Source organism: Sphingorhabdus sp. EL138, assembly GCF_945862485.1.
Taxonomy (GTDB): Bacteria; Pseudomonadota; Alphaproteobacteria; order Sphingomonadales; family Sphingomonadaceae; genus Sphingorhabdus_B.
The window spans coordinates 153,609-169,589 of sequence record NZ_CAMAYF010000001.1 but is presented as its reverse complement, the minus strand read 5'-3'; the positions used below and the strand labels follow the sequence as shown (position 1 = coordinate 169,589).

The following is a 15,981-nucleotide window of genomic DNA, read 5'->3' as shown; positions in this document are numbered from 1 at the left end:
GCCTTCCGTCACCCCTGCGGCTTAATGCGGTTGGGTGAGGCTGAATTCGCCAAAGGCCGGGCCTTGGCCATAAGTGGCGCCCGCCTCCTGAAACATCAGGGCATCATTGATGGAAAGGCAACCATCTAATATGATGCGCGATATGTCCATCGCCGCCACGAACTGGACAAGCTTTTGCGCTGCCAAAGCCGGAATGACATTGGCGCGGACCATGCCGATTAAGCGCGGGTCAAAGCGCACGACATCGACATTGTGGACCAACGGCCACAGGGCCGGAACGGCTGCATATCCAAAACCATCAATGCCAACGCTGCAGCCGATCCGCCGCCAATTCTGCATGGCGCTGCCGATGGCATGACCCGCGGCGATGTCATCTGTTGCCGATAATAATATGCTGACATGCGTGCCTTGCGACAGCAATGATCGCAACGTCCACGCAATCTTATGCGACAGGTCTATTTCGACAAAGACATCGCCCGGAACCGATAACAAAATTTCCGGCAAGGACAGCAATTTGCCCGTTTCCAAGATATGTTGCAGATCAACTGCCGACAAAAAATTCTGGCTGGGTAAAAAGCTATAATGGTCGCAGGCCATATATTCATAAGCCGTAATTTGGCTGTTGCGCAGGTCGACGACTGGCCGCGATGCTATGATCGACAGGGCCGATGATGCAACATCATCCGTCGTGTCGAGCAAAGATAATTGCTCTGGTACATTCGGCATAAGGGCCTGTTTTCATAAACCTATTCCATTAGCATAGTCGGAGTTATGCCGACATAGCAAGCGGCTCTTTTGCAGAGTTCATGGCGTGCGCATCGGCCTGCAAAGTATAGCCAAAGCCATAGAGGGCATTCAAGCTAATGCCTGACGCTGGGTCAAGCTTCAGGTTTTTGCGTAGCCGTGCGACATGCGTATCAATGGTCCGTGATTGATAATCGACGATTTTGCCCCATAATGTTGCCGCAAGATATTGCCGCGACAATAATCGGTTTGGGTTGGTGAAAAATAGCATCGCCATATCGAATTCCCGCTTCGGCAAGATGATAGCCTCGTCGTTGAAATACACAGTCGATGTCGATGGGCGCAGAAGATATGGACCAAGTACAACCGATTCCGGCCGTGTTCGCACATCGCCATGATAGCGGCGCAAAACAGCCTTAATCCGCAGAGACAATATTTCCCGGTCAACCGGCTTTGACACGAAATCGTCAGCACCCGCCTCAAGCCCGCGGATGACGTCACGACGATCGTTGCGCGCGGTGAGCATGATTGATGGCATATCAGGATGGAATTTCCGGATATATTCTAACACTTCAATACCGGTCAGGTCAGGAATCGACCAATCGACAATCACGAGATCGCATTCTTTTTGGCGTACCGCTGTCAGGAATTTCTGCGCCGAGATGTAATTCGTTACGGTGTAACCCAAGCCGCTCAAAAACTCTGCGAGTTCGGCTGCAAATATGGTGTCGTCCTCGACGATGGCAATATTATAATTACGCACAATTTGATCCCTGCTGAAACATACACATATCAACGCTTTGTTGCGTCATTTTACATTTGTAACAATCATTATGTCAACTAATGTAAAATTATATTAGTAGTTGCAACATTCGGGACAATTTTGGCGTTACCATCGGGGATGGAAGTACGCCAAGGATGACGGAGGGCAGCCTTCAACCTCTGTCATTTTCATTTTTTCGCAGGCTTGGCGACCGGTTTTGACTTAGGCAGTGCCTCAGATGCCTTCTTCTCCGCCTTCGGGTGAACGCGCTCATGGTGGCGCGTGACGGCACGCGCACAAACAAGCTTATCTTGGTTGCGACCAGCGCTGGCATGTTAATGGTCCCGGGTAATCCGGCGGCGCTCGTCAAAATGGCGGATCCGCGCCGCTATATTGACCCTGATTTCATGGCGAAGCATTTCAAGACGCTTTACGGCGGTATGGTGGGCAACAAGTCGGAGCATATTGACCGGTTGAAGCCGCCGTCAAAAACCGGATATTTCTATCAATTGATGGCGATGATGGGATGGACCAGCGCGCCGTTCCTGCCGTTTATGAAGACCGAAACGCTCATCATGATGGGCGACGATGACCAAATTGTTCCGCTCGCCAATGGCAAGTTTTTGAATTTCCTGATCCCAAATAGCGAATTGTTCGTGGTTGAAAATGGCGGGCATTTGTTCCTGTTAAGCCATGTCGAACAAAGCATCGCGGCAATCCGCGCGTTTCTGGATCGTAATGCGAATGCGGCACGTAAAGCGGCCTAAACGGCTAGTTGTCGGAAATTATTTGTTCTTTTTTTGCGAACCGTCAACAAATGTCATCATTTTTACGCCATTCACACGTTAGACGGCCGTTCCTGTTCGCATTAAGAGGCTGCTCGCGCATGTTCAAAACTGTTGGGATCATCACTGGCGTCGACGCTGAGGCAGCGGCATTGTTTCCCGGCCAGAGCGCCAATAGCGAGGCGCTGCATGGCTTCATGGTCCGGCAGGTGCCTTTTGCAGGCCGAAACATCGTCATCACCTGCAGCGGCATTGGCAAAGTGAACGCCGCAATGGCGGCAATGATGTTGGTCGAACATTATCATGCCGACTTGCTGCTAGTTGTGGGGACCGCTGGAAAGCTGAACGGGCGGGATGGGAGTTGCTTCCAGATCGTCGAAGCTGTGCAAGGCGACTATGGTGCCTCCCGCGCCGACGGCTTTGTGCATTACAGGGCAGGGGCGTGGCCCATAGGGAAGGCGCATACCGAGCCTTTCCACGCCGCCATTATGCCCGACACTGGGCTGCCCAAGGTGCGTATCATTACCAGCGACTGCTTCGTCGAAAGCGCCGATCACGGCCAAAGGCTGCATAAGGCGCTCAGCGGCGATATCGTTGACATGGAAACCGCCGCTGTCGCGCAGGCGGCGTCGCGGATGGATGTCGAATGGGCCGCGATTAAGGCCACGAGCGATGATGCCAATGCCTACAGCGCTGGCGATTTTCAGGCCAATCTGAAACGCGCCGCCCGCTTGGCGGCAGAGGCCGCCGAGCGGATGATTTCGGACTTACCGCGCGGTTAAATCAACAGGCCGATGGCGTGGATGATGATGCCTGCCAGTCCGCCGACCAAAGTGCCGTTGATGCGGATGAATTGCAAGTCGCTGCCAACTGCGTTTTCGACGCGGTCGGTGATGGTCGATGCGTCCCAACGCGCCACGGTGTCGGACACCAAACGGACGATGTTGTCGCCGTAATTTTCCGTCGTGCCGACAATCGCGCGGCGGGCGAAGCGGTTAATTTGGTGTTTTAGGCCTATGTCCGCCTGCAAATTGCCGCCCAGCTTGATGAGCGCGTCACCAAAGCTACCCGCCAAGGCGGCATCTGGGTTACGCGCCGCTTTTAACAGGCCATCGCGGCCTTGGTCCCACAGGCTGTTAATCCATTTGCCCATCGCCGGGTTTTCAAACAACTGCCCCTTCCAATGCGCGACCTTGGCTTGCAGCTCCTTGTCATGGCGCAGGTCGTGCGCGAGCTTGGCGAGCCCCTCTTCGCCCTTTTCACGTAAAGGATGGTCGGGGTCTTCAGCCATGTCGTGGAGCAATTTGTTGAGGCCGTTGACGATGGCATTGGCCAATTTGTCATCAAGGCCCGTCCAGCGCATGAGGGTGTTGGCGCGTTCTTCCACCATTTCGCGGATGAGGTGTTCATTGGCCTCCAATGTTGCAGAGGCCCATTTGATTATGCTGTCGAGCACTGGGATATGCCGCCGTTCGCGGATCATCGCGGTCAGCAACTGGCCAAGCAAAGGCGCGATGTCGAGCTTGTCGAGTTGCTTGCGGATGGCGCCCTTGGCAACGCCGCCCAATCGTTCATCGTCGAGCGCGGCGATGATATCCCCCATCAGCCGCGACGCCCCCATCCGCATCCGGCCTTCGCCGCCCGATGGTGCGCTTAAGAATTTACCCATAGCACCTGCCACGTCCATGCGCTGCACGCGGCGAGCCACGACCTTGGTGGTGAGGAAATTTGTCCGCAGGAAGCTCGCTAAAGTGCGGCCAAGGCGTTCCTTGTTATTTGGAATGATCGCGGTGTGCGGAATGGGTATGCCCAAAGGGTGCCTGAAGAGCGCTGTGACGGCAAACCAGTCGGCGAGGCCACCAACCATCCCCGCTTCGGCAAAGGCCCTCAAAAAGCCCCAATAGCCCTCATAGCGCGTTTCCATATACTTGCCGAAAACGAACAACGCGGCCATGCACAACAACAATCCTGTTGCGATGATCCGCATTTGCCGCAGTTCGGCATCCCGCTCCGCATAGCGCGCTTTTTCCGACAGACCGAGTTGGTTGATAGCTTTCACGTGGCTGACCTTAACGGCGTGTGTAAAAAACGCCAACCATCGTTGTCCGGAACTTGTTTCACAAAAATCTGTCCGACAATATCGTCATCCTGAACTTGTTTCAGGATAACGCTCAACCGCGGCCTGTTATCCTGAAACAAGTTCAGGATGACGAATGCTTGCGGCCGCGCTGCCACCAACTCACTCGGCAGGTTGTAACCCGCCCAAGTCGCCTTTGCCCGGGCTGTTGTCCTTCAGCTTCGCGGGTTCGGCAATGATTTCGCCATGCTTTTTGGGATCATAGGTCAGCAATCGCGTGCGCAGCCAAGGTCCAACGCGCTTTTCAAAACCGTCCGCTAGGCTGAAACCTGCAGGGACGATGAGCAAAGTCAGTAAGGTCGACACGATGAGGCCACCGATCACGACTGTGCCCATGGGCGAGCGCCATTGGCCGTCACCGCCCAATGACAAAGCGGTGGGGACCATCCCCGCGGTCATGGCAACGGTAGTCATGACAATCGGTTGTGCGCGTTTATGCCCCGCCTCCATAATCGCTTGGAATTTGGGAACACCGCGCGCCATCTCCTCAATCGCAAAGTCGATCAACAGTATGGAGTTTTTCGCGACGATGCCAAAGAGCATCAATATGCCGATGAGGACCGGCATGGATATGGGTTGGCCAACCAAGGCAAGCGCCATCAAACCGCCCAAGGGCGCGAGCAACAAGGACCCCATATTGACCAAAGGCGACATGAAGCGATGGTACAAAAGCACCAAAACGGCAAACACCAGCAAGGTTCCGGAAATCAAGGCGACCCTAAAGTCTTTTTGCATTTCCGCTTCCCATTCTTGGGACCCGAAAGGCGCGCGGGACACGCCGGTGGGCAGATTTTCCATGATGGGCAGCTTGTTGATTTTCTTATCCGCCTCGGACGAAACAATGCCGGGCGCAAAATCCGCGCCGATGAAAATCCGGAAATTCTGGTTCCGACGCTGAATTGAGGTTGGACCAGCGCCGAAGCTGATGTCCGCCACGCGGGACAGCGGCACAGATCCGCCGCTCGCCAATGGAACGGGCAGGTTGCGGATAACATCCAAGTCCTGACGCGATTCCTTGGCGAGCATCACGCGGATTGGGATCTGCCGGTCGGAGAGCGAGAATTTTGCGCTATTCTGGTCAATGTCGCCAAGCGTGGCGACGCGGATTGTCTGACTGAGCGCCACGGTCGATACGCCAAGTTGTGACGCAAGGTCATTACGCGGCTTGATAATCAATTCGGGACGCTGCAAATCTGCGGAGATACGCGGCGCGCGCAATTCGGGCAGCGTCTTCATCTGCTCGACCAAAGTTGCTGCTGTCCGGTCAAGCATTTCGGGGTCTGATCCTGACAACATGACCGAGACGTCACGGCCAGAACCACCACCGTCGCCGCCTGGGCCGTTAACCTGAAACGTCACGCGGGCGTCGGCGATTTTGGTGAGCAAAGGTGTCAGGTCTTCTTCGAATTTCTGACTGGTCCGGGCCCGGTCCTCATGCAAGGTGATGAAAATATTGGCGCCGCCTTCGCGCACGCTTTGCAATGCCGTTTTTACTTCAGGCTGCTGCTCGACGATTGCCGCGGCTTCGCTGGTGATTTCACGCGTGCGCTCCAGCGTCGTTCCGGGAACCATTTCGATGCGAATACGGCTGAAATCGGTATTACCATCGGGGAAGAACTGCTTTGGCAAAACGACAAGCAATGCAACCGTAGCCGCCAGAGCCAGCGCACCAATGCCCATCATCCAACGGCGGTGGCCAAGCGACCAGCGCAGGATTTTCATATATCGTTTGATCCAGCTGGCCTCGCCATGTTCGGCCATACCGTCGGCTTTCAGGAAATAGGCCGCGATCATTGGCGTGATCATTCGCGCCACGGCAAGGCTCATAAGAACCGAAGCGACCACCGTTAGGCCGAAATTCTGGAAATATTGCCCTGCAACGCCTGGCATCAGACCAACGGGCAAGAAAACCGCGACAATCGAAAATGTTGTCGCCACAACAGCAAGGCCGATTTCGTCGGCAGCATCAATCGATGCCTGATAGGCCGATTTGCCCATCCGCATGTGCCGGACGATATTTTCAATTTCCACGATGGCGTCATCGACCAGCACCCCGGCCACAAGGCCAAGCGCCAACAGCGACATGGTGTTCAGCGTGAAACCCATTAGGTCCAAAAACCAGAAAGTTGGAATGGCCGACAAGGGAATGGCAATCGCCGAAATAATCGTTGCCCGCCAATCGCGCAGGAACAGGAACACGACGACGATGGCAAGCAACGCGCCCTCGATCATCGCGGCCATGGAGCTTTTATACTGGGCCTTGGTGTAATCCACACTGTTGAACAATGTGGTGAACTTTACGCCGGGATTTTCTTTTTCAATTTCCCCGATTTTGACCATTGCATCGTCAAACACGGTGACGTCGGACGCACCCTTGGCGCGCGACATGCCGAAGGTGACGACTTGTTTGCCGCCAGCAAAGGCCATGGCTTTTTGCTCGCTGAAGCCGTCCGTAACTTCGGCAACATCGGCCAGTTTGATAGAGCGACCGCCGCCAAGGCTGATCTGCGTCTGGCTAAGCGCGAAAGCGTCGGTGGCGTTGCCAAGCACGCGAACCGACTGCCGCGATCCGGCAATTTGCGACTGGCCGCCCGAAGCGTTGACATTTTGTTGGCGCAGCACAGAGTTAATCTGACTGGCGCTTACGCCCAGCGACTGCATTTTTGCAGGGTCAAGGACGACGCGGATTTCTCGGTTTACCCCGCCATTGCGGCTGACCGAGGCCATGCCTTCAACAGCGAGCAAACGGCGCGCAACACTATCGTCAACAAACCAACTGAGTTGCTCAAGCGTCATGTCGCTGGCTTCAACCGCGAAATAGGCGATTGGGTCGCTGGATGTAGCGACTTTGAAAATCTGCGGTTCCAATATGCCATCGGGTAGGTCGCTGCGGATTTGGTCGACGGCGTTTTTCACTTCGCTGACGGCGGCGTTAATATCATCGCCAATTTCAAATTCGGCGCTGACCGTCGTGTTGCCTTCGCTTGAGGTGGCATTAATGTTGCGGACGCCCTGCACACTGCGGATCGCAGATTCGACCTTTTGCGTTATCTGGGTGGTGATTTCGGTTGGCGCAGCGCCGGGTTGCGAAATCGAAACCACAACAACCGGGAATTCGATATCGGGGTCATTCTGCACGTCCATGTTCATGAACGACACGATTCCAGCAATAGTGAGTGCGACAAACAAGACGATCGGCACCACCGGATTGCGAATGGACCATGCAGAAATGTTATTAAAATTCATGATGTATATCCCGAATGGCCCAACGACTTACTGCTTCTTCAACAGTTTGGGATTGATCGTTTCCTCCGGGTTGAGGAAACCGCCCGCATATAGAACGACGCGTTCGCTGCCGTCCAAGCCTTGTTCAATGACCAAGCCGTTGGCGGTCACTGGGCCAAGCTTAACCAAGCGCTGCTGCACCTTGTTATTCTTGCCGACAATATACACAAAGCTGCCTTGGCTGCCCGTTTGAACGGCAGCTTCGGGCAATACAGGTGCCGTCATCGCGCCGGATTTGATTTCAACAGAAGCAAATCCACCGGGGCGCAATGCCTTGTCAAATGGCAAGGCAATGCGGGCCATGCCCTGACGGCTTTGCGCGTCAATCATCGGCGAAATCTGCCAGATATTGCCTTCAAACACCCTATCAACACCAACAGGGGTGACAGACGCAGGAATGCCGACCGCGATCTGCGCCAGATCATCTTCGCTGAGCTTTGCTTGCAGTTCCAACTGTCCGTCCTTGGCGATGCGGAATAAAATACCGCTGCCTGCGGACACCGTCTGTCCGGTCTCCACATTGCGTTCCAGCACATAGCCTGACACAGGCGCACGGACGTCCAACCGCGCATTGCGGGCGCGGGTTTCGGCAAGTTGTGCGTTGGCGACATTCACCCGCGCGCGGGCGGCGTCACGCGTCGCGGTCTTGCGATCCATGTCTGCCTTGGAAATAAAGCCCCGATCAACCAACTGCATCGCGCGGTCGAGTTCGTTTTGGGCAAGCTGCAGGTCAGCGCGGGCGACACCGGTCTGAGCCTCAAGCGCGGCGGCCTGCTGTGTTTGTACCGAACGGTCAACGCTTACCAAGACCTGGCCTTGGGTCACCCAATCGCCAGCGTCGACATAGACCATAAGCACGCGCCCGCCTTCGCCGACAATGCCAACGGGAATTTCGCGGCGAGCGGCCAATGTGCCGGTCGCATTGATGGTGCGCGCCACGCTATCGCGGCCCGGCGCTACAACGGTAACCGTCTGTGCTTGACCAGCCTTATCTGCATCGGTGGGTGCAGTATTGCCGCTACCGAAGAAATAATAAGCGGCGCCCGCTATAGTCAAAATCGCCACGATGATGCCTGCAATACGCATCCGACGCTGGTTCCGATCACGGTCGTCCTGCAATATCTCGTCATCTAGCGTTGCGCTCATCGTCGTCTCGTAATTCATCCTGGAACTCCAAATAATAGCTTCAGGGAGCGCGTACGCCCCCAATTTGTTCATAATGTGGCTGTATTACCCTAATAAGTCACTTCCCGCAAGCCGGACAGCGTCAAAGGGATAGTCGCTTTATGGTTATGTAGAATATCGCATCTGCCGGTGCGCAACAATACAGACTGATACCTTATAAGTTTCGACGAACAACGCATAAGCGCATCGGCAACTGTTATTCCCGTGAACTGGAGCTATCCAGAAAACTGGCATTTCATGCGTGAAGCTTATAGGGAGGCAATCGCATGACCGACGATATTTATCATTCTGATTTCCAACTTGGCCCTGATCTGAAGGGTAAGCGGATTGTCGTGGCGATGTCGGGCGGCGTTGATTCCTCAGTTGTCGCGGCGCTCGCGGCGCGCACGGGCGCGGAAACCATTGGCGTCACATTGCAACTTTATGATCATGGAAGCGCCGTAAAGCGGGCAGGGGCGTGTTGCGCGGGGCAGGACATTCGTGATGCCCGCGCCGTCGCTGATAAGCTTGGCATCGCGCATTATGTTTTTGACCATGAAAGCCGCTTTCGCGAATCCGTAATCGACCATTTCGCCGATGAATATATGGCGGGCCGGACGCCAATCCCATGCGTGCGCTGCAATATGGGTGTAAAATTCACCGATCTGTTCCGCCTCGCGCGCGAGCTGGGTGCGGATTGCCTGGCAACCGGCCATTATGTCCGCCGTGTTGAAGGTCCCGCAGGTGCCGAACTGCACCGCGCTGCTGACCCCGCACGCGATCAAAGCTATTTTCTGTTTGCAACGACGCAAGACCAATTGGATTATCTCCGCTTTCCCTTGGGCGGCATGCAGAAACCGCATGTTCGGGCGATTGCGCAGGAAATGGGGTTAATCGTAGCGATGAAGCCCGATAGTCAGGACATCTGCTTTGTACCCGATGGTGATTATGCCAGCGTTGTTCGCAAAATTCGGCCTGATGCCGAAGTCGGCGGCGATATTGTCCATCTCGATGGCCGCATCCTTGGCCAGCATAAGGGCCTTATCCATTACACCGTTGGCCAGCGCAAAGGACTTGAGGTTGGCGGGCAGCCTGTGCCTTTATTTGTCATCCGTCTGGATGCCGCGGCACAGCGTGTGATTGTCGGGCCGCGTGCGGCGCTTGCCGTCCCCGCCGCGCGGATCATTGATGCCAATTGGCTCGCCGATATCGGCGATCGGTCGGTAATGGCAAAGGTGCGGTCGATGTCTCGCCCCGTGCCTGCACGTCTGGATGGCGAATGGCTTCGTTTTGATACGCCCGAATATGGGGTCGCGCCGGGGCAGGCGGCCGTATTATATGACGGGGACCGCGTGCTTGGCGGCGCCTGGATCGAAGAAACACTTGCGGTGGAGATGGCCTCAGCCGCCTAAAATCATGCGCTTACTGAAGGGGGAGTTCAGGATGCATTTGGGGGAATCACAACGCGACATGCGCCGGGCTTATGTCAACGGCGGGGTCGGTATTTTCGTATCCGGACTATTGTGGGTGATTGCAGGGGCGGTCACACACTATGGCGACCTGTTTTCCGGCATGGCCGCGTTGTTTTTCGGCGGCATGCTCATCCATCCTTTGTCGCTGTTGCTGGCGCGGCGAGTATTTTATCGCGGCAGGGCGCGCGCGGCGAACCCTATGGAGATGCTCGCGCTCCAATCTACCGCGTTCCTCATCATTGGCCTTGCCATCGCCTATCTGGTCAGCGGGACGTATGGCGATTGGTTCTTTGCCATTGCCCTCTTGGCCGTGGGCGCACGCTATCTGGTGTTTCAGACCGTATATGGCATGCGTATGTTTGTGGTGCTCGGCCTCGTTTTGATCATCATCGCTGCCGCCGCTTTATGGTCCGGCATGGCTCCGGGATATGTGGCCTTCGCAGGCGGCGCGACCGAGTTATTATGTTCGGCGCTCATTCTGGTGCCAGCAAAACGTTAGCTCAAAGTGCATCAATTTCCGCTACGTTCAATTGGATACAGCCAAAGGCACCGCGCCGCTCCGCCACGGCTTCGGCGAGAAACGGCACAGATGCGTAGACGCGTTTGTTTTCGGGGTCGTCGCTCAAGCGCACCATCTCCATGCCTTTTTCCTTGTCGGTTTCGCACGACGCCATATCGCGACCTTCCATATAGCGGCACGAGCAGGTGACATGCGCTCCATAGGCCGCGGCAACCCGCGCTTGTCCCTTGATGCTGTTCCAGTTCCATAACAGCCACAGGGCCGCAATTAGGACGATGACCGCAACGACAATCTTCAACCTCTTGAACCGAGGTTCCGGTGCTTTTGGTCTTTGGGTCGAAGTTGCGGTTGCCATAAGCCCTCCTTTTGGTGCATCGAAGCATCTTATGCCTAGAAACAAAATTCACCTCGCCGCAACCGCTTTTTGTGCAATCGCTGCACTTAGCCTATCTGGATGCGCCGCTGAACCACCTGCAAAGCCTGCTGGCCCTGGCTTTAGCATGACTGTCGATGACGCGGTAATCAGCAAAAAAAAGCTTGCCGCTGCCATAGCTCCTTTTTTTGAAGACCCCGCCGTCGGTGAAACCCGCGCCTTGGTCGTCATGCAGGGTGGGCGCGTTGTCGCCGAACGCTACGCGCCGGGATACGGACCGGACAGTAAGCTTATCAGCTGGTCGATGGCCAAAAGCGTGACTGGCGTTCTGGTGGGTATGATGGTGGCGGACGGTCGGCTGGCTTTGGATGAACCCGCAATCGTACCCGAATGGCAAGCGCCCCGCGATGGTCGTGCGGCGATAACTTTGCGCCATTTGCTGCATATGTCATCAGGGTTGGACCATACCGAAATGGCCGAAGGCAGTGTCGAGATTTTTGATGCAGATACGCCGCGCATGCTGTTTCTCGATGGCCGCGAAAATGTTGCGCGCTATGCCGAAACGCGTCCCTTGGAGGCCATTCCGGGCGAGAAGCACGAATATAGCACAGCCACCAGCCACATATTGGTGGACATCATGACGCGGTCGTTGACGGATAGCAAAGATCCCGTTGTGCGTCGGGATGCGATGTTGGAATATGCGCGGGGTCGTTTGTTTGAGCCGCTCGGTATGACAAGCGCCGTGCCCGAATTTGACCGCAACGGCACCATGCTCGGCGGAAGCTTCATCCATGCCACCGCGCGTGATTGGGCAAAATTTGGCGAATTTTTGCGGAACAATGGGTCGGTGCGCTCTGCGCAGATAATGCCTACAAGCTGGATGCGTTTTATGAAAACGTCCAGCCAAGACGATGCAAGCTATGGCGCGCATATATGGTTGAACCGCACACGCAAGGACGGCCGGGATCAAGTCCTGTTTCCCGGCAAGGCGCCATCGGACGTATTCGCGGCGCTTGGGCATTTGGGGCAGTTTGTGGTGGTATCACCGCAGCATCGTTTAACGATTGTGCGGCTTGGCAATACGCCGGATGATCAGCTTGACCCCGTCAACGACCAACTGGCCAAGCTGATTTCGGCTTTTCCGAAGCGGTAAAGCGATGTTCGGTTAAAGCTTCGCCACGGGCGCGTCGTCGCCAAGGTCTTCAAACCAGGCTTCAACCGGACCGCTGAGCTTGATGAGTAATGGATTGCCTTTGCGATCCCGCGCCTTGCCAGCCTGAACCTTGATCCAGCCCTCAGAAATGCAATATTCCTCAACGGTGGTGCGGACTTCGCCTTTGAAGCGGATGCCAATGCCACGCGACAGCAGGTCGCTGTCGAAATGCGGGCTCATAGGGTTAATCGACAAGTGATCGGGCGGGGTGTTGGGGCCCGCGGATTTCGTTTCTTCAGTCATGCTGCGCGCTTTGCCGCAAAGCATAGCGCTTGGCAATATGGCGCAGGCAGTGCAGGGGAACGAAATGGCTAGTTCAAACAATTATGACGCGATTATCCTGGGCGCTGGCGGCGCAGGCCTGATGTGCGCTTTGACCGCCGGACAACGCGGCAAGCGCGTTCTGGTGATTGATCACGCCACCGGGCCTGGTAAGAAAATTCTGATATCTGGTGGCGGTCGGTGTAATTTTACCAATGTGAATGCGACCACCACGCACGCGCAAGAACGTTATTTGTCGGCCAACCCGCATTTCGCAAAATCAGCGCTTGGCCGCTACACGCCGCAGGATTTTATCGATCTGGTGAATGCGCATAATATCGCGTTCCACGAAAAAACGCTGGGGCAATTATTCTGCGACGGTTCCGCGCGGCAGATTGTAGCCATGCTGATGGCCGAATGTGACAAATCAGTGGCCTTTGGCGGCCGGGTCGATTTTGTGTTCGATGCCCCTGTGGGGGAAGTAACACATGACGGCAGCGACTATCATGTCACCTACAACGGCGTGCGCGCGCAAGGTGCGGCATTTGTGATTGCGACCGGCGGCCCGAGCATTCCGAAAATGGGAGCTACTGCCTTTGCCTATGACCTCGCGCGACAGTTTGGATTGAAGATTGTGGAACCACGACCGGCCTTGGTGCCGCTGACGCTGGGCGGAGATGATGTCTTGTTCCGTGAATTATCGGGTGTGTCATCTGATGTCGTTGCAAAGCATGGAAAGGCTGCGTTCCGCGAGGCGGCATTGTTTACCCATAAGGGGCTCAGTGGCCCCGCAGTGCTACAAATTAGCAGCTATTGGCGCCCCGGCGACCAAGTGGAAATTGACTTCTTGCCATCCTTGGATGCCACCGAATTATTGCTTTCGGAAAAGCGGGCACGGCCACGCGCCACTTTGCGGTCAACATTGGACCGCGTCTTGCCTGCGCGCTTGGCCGAAGCGCTTGCTGCGAAAATTGGGCTACTCGGCAACCTCGCCGACCAAAACGACCGGAAATTGGTGGGTGCGGGTGCGCTACTTGGCAGCTGGCCATTCGTGCCCAATGGCAGTGAGGGCTATGCCAAGGCAGAGGTAACATTGGGCGGGATCAGCACCGATGGACTTTCGCAAAAGACGATGGAAGCAAAGAAAATACAGGGGTTATACTGCGTAGGCGAGGCGGTAGACGTCACGGGTTGGCTCGGCGGCTATAATTTCCAATGGGCGTGGGCCAGCGGCGTCGCAGCAGGCGAAGCCATTTAGCGTCTGACCTTAGGGCTGTTGCCCAAAGAAAAAGGGCGCCGAAATCGACGCCCTTTTCATTATGCCGCCTGTTTGGCGCGCGATGCTTTTTTCCGCTCATTCGGGTCAAGCAGGCGCTTGCGTAAGCGGATATTCTTTGGCGTTACCTCAACCATTTCATCATCATCGATATAGGCAATGGCTTGCTCAAGCGTCAGGCGCTTAGGCGGGGTGAGGCGGATGGCGTCGTCCTTGCCTGTCGAACGGAAGTTCGTCAGCTGCTTTGACTTCATCGGGTTGACTTCAAGGTCATCTGGCTTAGCATTTTCGCCAATGATCATGCCTTCATACAAGGCTTCACCTGGCGAGACCATGAGGATGCCCCGCTCTTCCAATGGGCCAAGGGCATAAGCAACGGCTTCGCCCGCGCCGTTGGAAATCAGCACGCCATTCTTGCGGCCTTCGATATGACCACGATGTGGGCCATATTTTTCAAACAGACGGTTCATGATGCCTGTTCCGCGTGTGTCGGACAGGAATTCGCCATGATAGCCAATCAACCCGCGTGATGGCGCGCTAAAGGTAATGCGTGTCTTACCGCCACCCGATGGACGCATATCGGTAAGGTCGCCCTTACGCACCGCCATTTTCTCAACGACTGTACCCGAATATTCGTCATCCACATCGATGACTACGGTTTCATAAGGCTCTGTTTTTTGGCCCTTTTCGTCTTCGCGGAACAGCACGCGTGGGCGGCTGATGCCAAGCTCAAAGCCCTCGCGGCGCATGGTTTCGATAAGTACGCCCAATTGAAGTTCGCCACGACCAGCGACTTCAAAGCTGTCCTTGTCTTCCGCCTCAGTGATACGGACGGCAACGTTGCTTTCGGCTTCGCGCATCAAGCGGTCACGGATCATGCGGCTGGTAACCTTGGTGCCTTCACGGCCAGCCATGGGGCTGTCGTTCACCGAAAAGCGCATTGACAAGGTGGGCGGATCGATAGGCTGCGCCTGAAGTGGTTCAGTGACCGATGGCTCGGCAATGGTATCGGCAACGGTAGCTGTGGTCATACCAGCGATGGAGATAATATCGCCAGCCTTGGCTTCGTCCACAGGAACGCGCTCCAGCCCGCGGAACGACATGATTTTCGACGCACGGCCGGTTTCGACAATCTTGCCGTCCGGGTTCAGCGCATGGATCTGCTGGTTCACCTTCACGGTGCCTGACAGCACAAGGCCGGTCAAAATACGACCCAGGAAATTGTCGCGGTCAAGCAAGGTGACAAGCATTTTGAATTCGCCGTCAACATCTGCCTTAGGCTCTGGAACATGGCTGACGATGGTTTCAAACATCGGCGTGAGCGTGCCTTCACGCGCGCTTGGGTCAATCGAGGCATAGCCATTACGACCCGAGGCATAGAGCACGGGGAAATCAAGTTGCTCGTCCGTTGCATCAAGCGACACGAACAGGTCGAACACTTCGTCCAACACTTCCTGAATACGTTCGTCAGGACGGTCGATTTTGTTGACGACAACGATAGGACGAAGGCCCAAAGCTAGGGCCTTGCCGGTCACAAACTTCGTTTGTGGCATGGCGCCTTCGGAGGAATCGACGAGCAAGATAACGCCGTCGACCATCGACAAAATACGCTCAACTTCGCCACCAAAGTCGGCGTGGCCCGGTGTGTCGACGATGTTGATGCGGATATCGTTCCATTCGACCGAGGTGCATTTGGCGAGAATAGTGATGCCGCGTTCTTTTTCGAGATCGTTCGAATCCATCGCGCGCTCTTCGATGCGCTGATTGTCGCGGAAGGTGCCCGACTGCCGAAACAGTTGGTCAACAAGAGTGGTTTTGCCGTGATCGACGTGCGCGATGATGGCGATGTTACGCAATGACATTTGGAAATGGGCCTTTTGGAAGGTCTTCATAGCGGCCACATGCCGCCAGATTCTTGCGCGCCATTAACCCAATATGCGCTGCAGCGCAACATCGCTGGTGTTGCAATACGCGATTGCAACGGTCAA

At 55.6% G+C, this 15,981-nt stretch carries 14 protein-coding genes; 6 read left to right on the top strand and 8 right to left on the bottom strand.

Annotation, left to right across the window (positions count from 1 at the left end):
• Nucleotides 1-21: 21 nt before the first annotated feature.
• Complete coding sequence (locus Q0O33_RS00820) at nucleotides 22-726, bottom strand: EAL domain-containing protein (RefSeq protein WP_295494751.1); 705 nt, start codon at nucleotides 724-726, stop codon at nucleotides 22-24.
• Between the two features lie 43 nt (nucleotides 727-769).
• Nucleotides 770-1,507, bottom strand: coding sequence for a response regulator transcription factor (locus tag Q0O33_RS00815; RefSeq protein WP_295494748.1), 738 nt, complete (start codon nucleotides 1,505-1,507; stop codon nucleotides 770-772).
• Nucleotides 1,508-1,779: 272 nt separating this feature from the next.
• Here Q0O33_RS00815 and Q0O33_RS00810 point away from each other — a divergent pair, with 272 nt between their 5' ends.
• Together Q0O33_RS00810 and Q0O33_RS00805 are read left to right on the top strand one after the other, a co-directional pair.
• A complete protein-coding gene (locus tag Q0O33_RS00810; RefSeq protein WP_295494746.1) occupies nucleotides 1,780-2,274 on the top strand; it encodes an alpha/beta fold hydrolase in 495 nt (164 codons plus the stop codon).
• A 119-nt stretch (nucleotides 2,275-2,393) separates the two neighbouring features.
• Nucleotides 2,394-3,074, top strand: coding sequence for a 5'-methylthioadenosine/S-adenosylhomocysteine nucleosidase (locus Q0O33_RS00805; protein ID WP_295494744.1), 681 nt, complete (start codon nucleotides 2,394-2,396; stop codon nucleotides 3,072-3,074).
• Here Q0O33_RS00805 and Q0O33_RS00800 read toward each other — a convergent pair.
• The 3 genes from Q0O33_RS00800 to Q0O33_RS00790 all read right to left on the bottom strand — a co-directional run bounded on the left by Q0O33_RS00800 (nucleotide 3,071) and on the right by Q0O33_RS00790 (nucleotide 8,878).
• Nucleotides 3,071-4,279, bottom strand: a complete 1,209-nt coding sequence (locus Q0O33_RS00800; RefSeq protein WP_295494939.1) for a DUF445 domain-containing protein — start codon at nucleotides 4,277-4,279, stop codon at nucleotides 3,071-3,073. The genes Q0O33_RS00805 and Q0O33_RS00800 overlap by 4 nt on opposite strands.
• A 252-nt stretch (nucleotides 4,280-4,531) precedes the next feature.
• Nucleotides 4,532-7,675 carry an efflux RND transporter permease subunit gene (locus tag Q0O33_RS00795; RefSeq protein ID WP_295494741.1) on the bottom strand — a complete coding sequence of 1,048 codons (3,144 nt, stop codon included), beginning with the start codon at nucleotides 7,673-7,675 and terminating at the stop codon, nucleotides 4,532-4,534.
• Between the two features lie 27 nt (nucleotides 7,676-7,702).
• Nucleotides 7,703-8,878 (bottom strand): efflux RND transporter periplasmic adaptor subunit, encoded by a 1,176-nt coding sequence (locus Q0O33_RS00790; protein ID WP_295494738.1) that lies wholly within the window; start codon nucleotides 8,876-8,878, stop codon nucleotides 7,703-7,705.
• A 287-nt stretch (nucleotides 8,879-9,165) separates the two neighbouring features.
• Between Q0O33_RS00790 and mnmA the strand changes: the two genes are divergently transcribed.
• Entirely contained in the window at nucleotides 9,166-10,290 is a 1,125-nt protein-coding gene (gene mnmA, locus Q0O33_RS00785) for a tRNA 2-thiouridine(34) synthase MnmA (RefSeq protein WP_295494734.1), read from the top strand.
• A gap of 31 nt (nucleotides 10,291-10,321) precedes the next feature.
• Nucleotides 10,322-10,849, top strand: coding sequence for a hypothetical protein (locus tag Q0O33_RS00780; protein ID WP_295494731.1), 528 nt, complete (start codon nucleotides 10,322-10,324; stop codon nucleotides 10,847-10,849).
• A gap of 1 nt (nucleotide 10,850) precedes the next feature.
• Here the strand turns inward: Q0O33_RS00780 and Q0O33_RS00775 are convergent, their stop codons facing one another.
• Complete coding sequence (locus Q0O33_RS00775) at nucleotides 10,851-11,225, bottom strand: hypothetical protein (RefSeq protein ID WP_295494727.1); 375 nt, start codon at nucleotides 11,223-11,225, stop codon at nucleotides 10,851-10,853.
• A gap of 31 nt (nucleotides 11,226-11,256) precedes the next feature.
• On the opposite strand from Q0O33_RS00775, the gene Q0O33_RS00770 reads away from it, so the two are divergent.
• Nucleotides 11,257-12,396 (top strand): serine hydrolase, encoded by a 1,140-nt coding sequence (locus Q0O33_RS00770; protein WP_295494725.1) that lies wholly within the window; start codon nucleotides 11,257-11,259, stop codon nucleotides 12,394-12,396.
• A 12-nt stretch (nucleotides 12,397-12,408) separates the two neighbouring features.
• Here Q0O33_RS00770 and Q0O33_RS00765 read toward each other — a convergent pair whose 3' ends face one another.
• Complete coding sequence (locus Q0O33_RS00765) at nucleotides 12,409-12,699, bottom strand: DUF3297 family protein (protein WP_125230518.1); 291 nt, start codon at nucleotides 12,697-12,699, stop codon at nucleotides 12,409-12,411.
• A 64-nt stretch (nucleotides 12,700-12,763) separates the two neighbouring features.
• On the opposite strand from Q0O33_RS00765, the gene Q0O33_RS00760 reads away from it, so the two are divergent.
• Nucleotides 12,764-13,975 carry an NAD(P)/FAD-dependent oxidoreductase gene (locus Q0O33_RS00760; protein ID WP_295494720.1) on the top strand — a complete coding sequence of 404 codons (1,212 nt, stop codon included), beginning with the start codon at nucleotides 12,764-12,766 and terminating at the stop codon, nucleotides 13,973-13,975.
• A gap of 59 nt (nucleotides 13,976-14,034) precedes the next feature.
• Here Q0O33_RS00760 and typA read toward each other — a convergent pair whose 3' ends face one another.
• Nucleotides 14,035-15,855 (bottom strand): translational GTPase TypA, encoded by a 1,821-nt coding sequence (gene typA / locus Q0O33_RS00755; RefSeq protein WP_295494936.1) that lies wholly within the window; start codon nucleotides 15,853-15,855, stop codon nucleotides 14,035-14,037.
• Nucleotides 15,856-15,981 lie beyond the last annotated feature (126 nt).

Excerpts from the sequence above, each read along its gene's own strand:
- Q0O33_RS00820 (WP_295494751.1), bottom strand. The coding sequence starts at position 726 with ATGCCGAATGTACCAGAGCAATTATCTTTGCTCGACACGACGGATGAT.
- Q0O33_RS00810 (WP_295494746.1), top strand. The coding sequence starts at position 1,780 with ATGGTGGCGCGTGACGGCACGCGCACAAACAAGCTTATCTTGGTTGCG.
- Q0O33_RS00805 (WP_295494744.1), top strand. The coding sequence starts at position 2,394 with ATGTTCAAAACTGTTGGGATCATCACTGGCGTCGACGCTGAGGCAGCG.
- Q0O33_RS00800 (WP_295494939.1), bottom strand. The coding sequence starts at position 4,279 with ATGCGGATCATCGCAACAGGATTGTTGTTGTGCATGGCCGCGTTGTTC.
- Q0O33_RS00795 (WP_295494741.1), bottom strand. The coding sequence starts at position 7,675 with ATGAATTTTAATAACATTTCTGCATGGTCCATTCGCAATCCGGTGGTG.
- Q0O33_RS00790 (WP_295494738.1), bottom strand. The coding sequence starts at position 8,878 with ATGAATTACGAGACGACGATGAGCGCAACGCTAGATGACGAGATATTG.
- mnmA (WP_295494734.1), top strand. The coding sequence starts at position 9,166 with ATGACCGACGATATTTATCATTCTGATTTCCAACTTGGCCCTGATCTG.
- Q0O33_RS00780 (WP_295494731.1), top strand. The coding sequence starts at position 10,322 with ATGCATTTGGGGGAATCACAACGCGACATGCGCCGGGCTTATGTCAAC.
- Q0O33_RS00775 (WP_295494727.1), bottom strand. The coding sequence starts at position 11,225 with ATGGCAACCGCAACTTCGACCCAAAGACCAAAAGCACCGGAACCTCGG.
- Q0O33_RS00770 (WP_295494725.1), top strand. The coding sequence starts at position 11,257 with ATGCCTAGAAACAAAATTCACCTCGCCGCAACCGCTTTTTGTGCAATC.
- Q0O33_RS00765 (WP_125230518.1), bottom strand. The coding sequence starts at position 12,699 with ATGACTGAAGAAACGAAATCCGCGGGCCCCAACACCCCGCCCGATCAC.
- Q0O33_RS00760 (WP_295494720.1), top strand. The coding sequence starts at position 12,764 with ATGGCTAGTTCAAACAATTATGACGCGATTATCCTGGGCGCTGGCGGC.
- typA (WP_295494936.1), bottom strand. The coding sequence starts at position 15,855 with ATGTCATTGCGTAACATCGCCATCATCGCGCACGTCGATCACGGCAAA.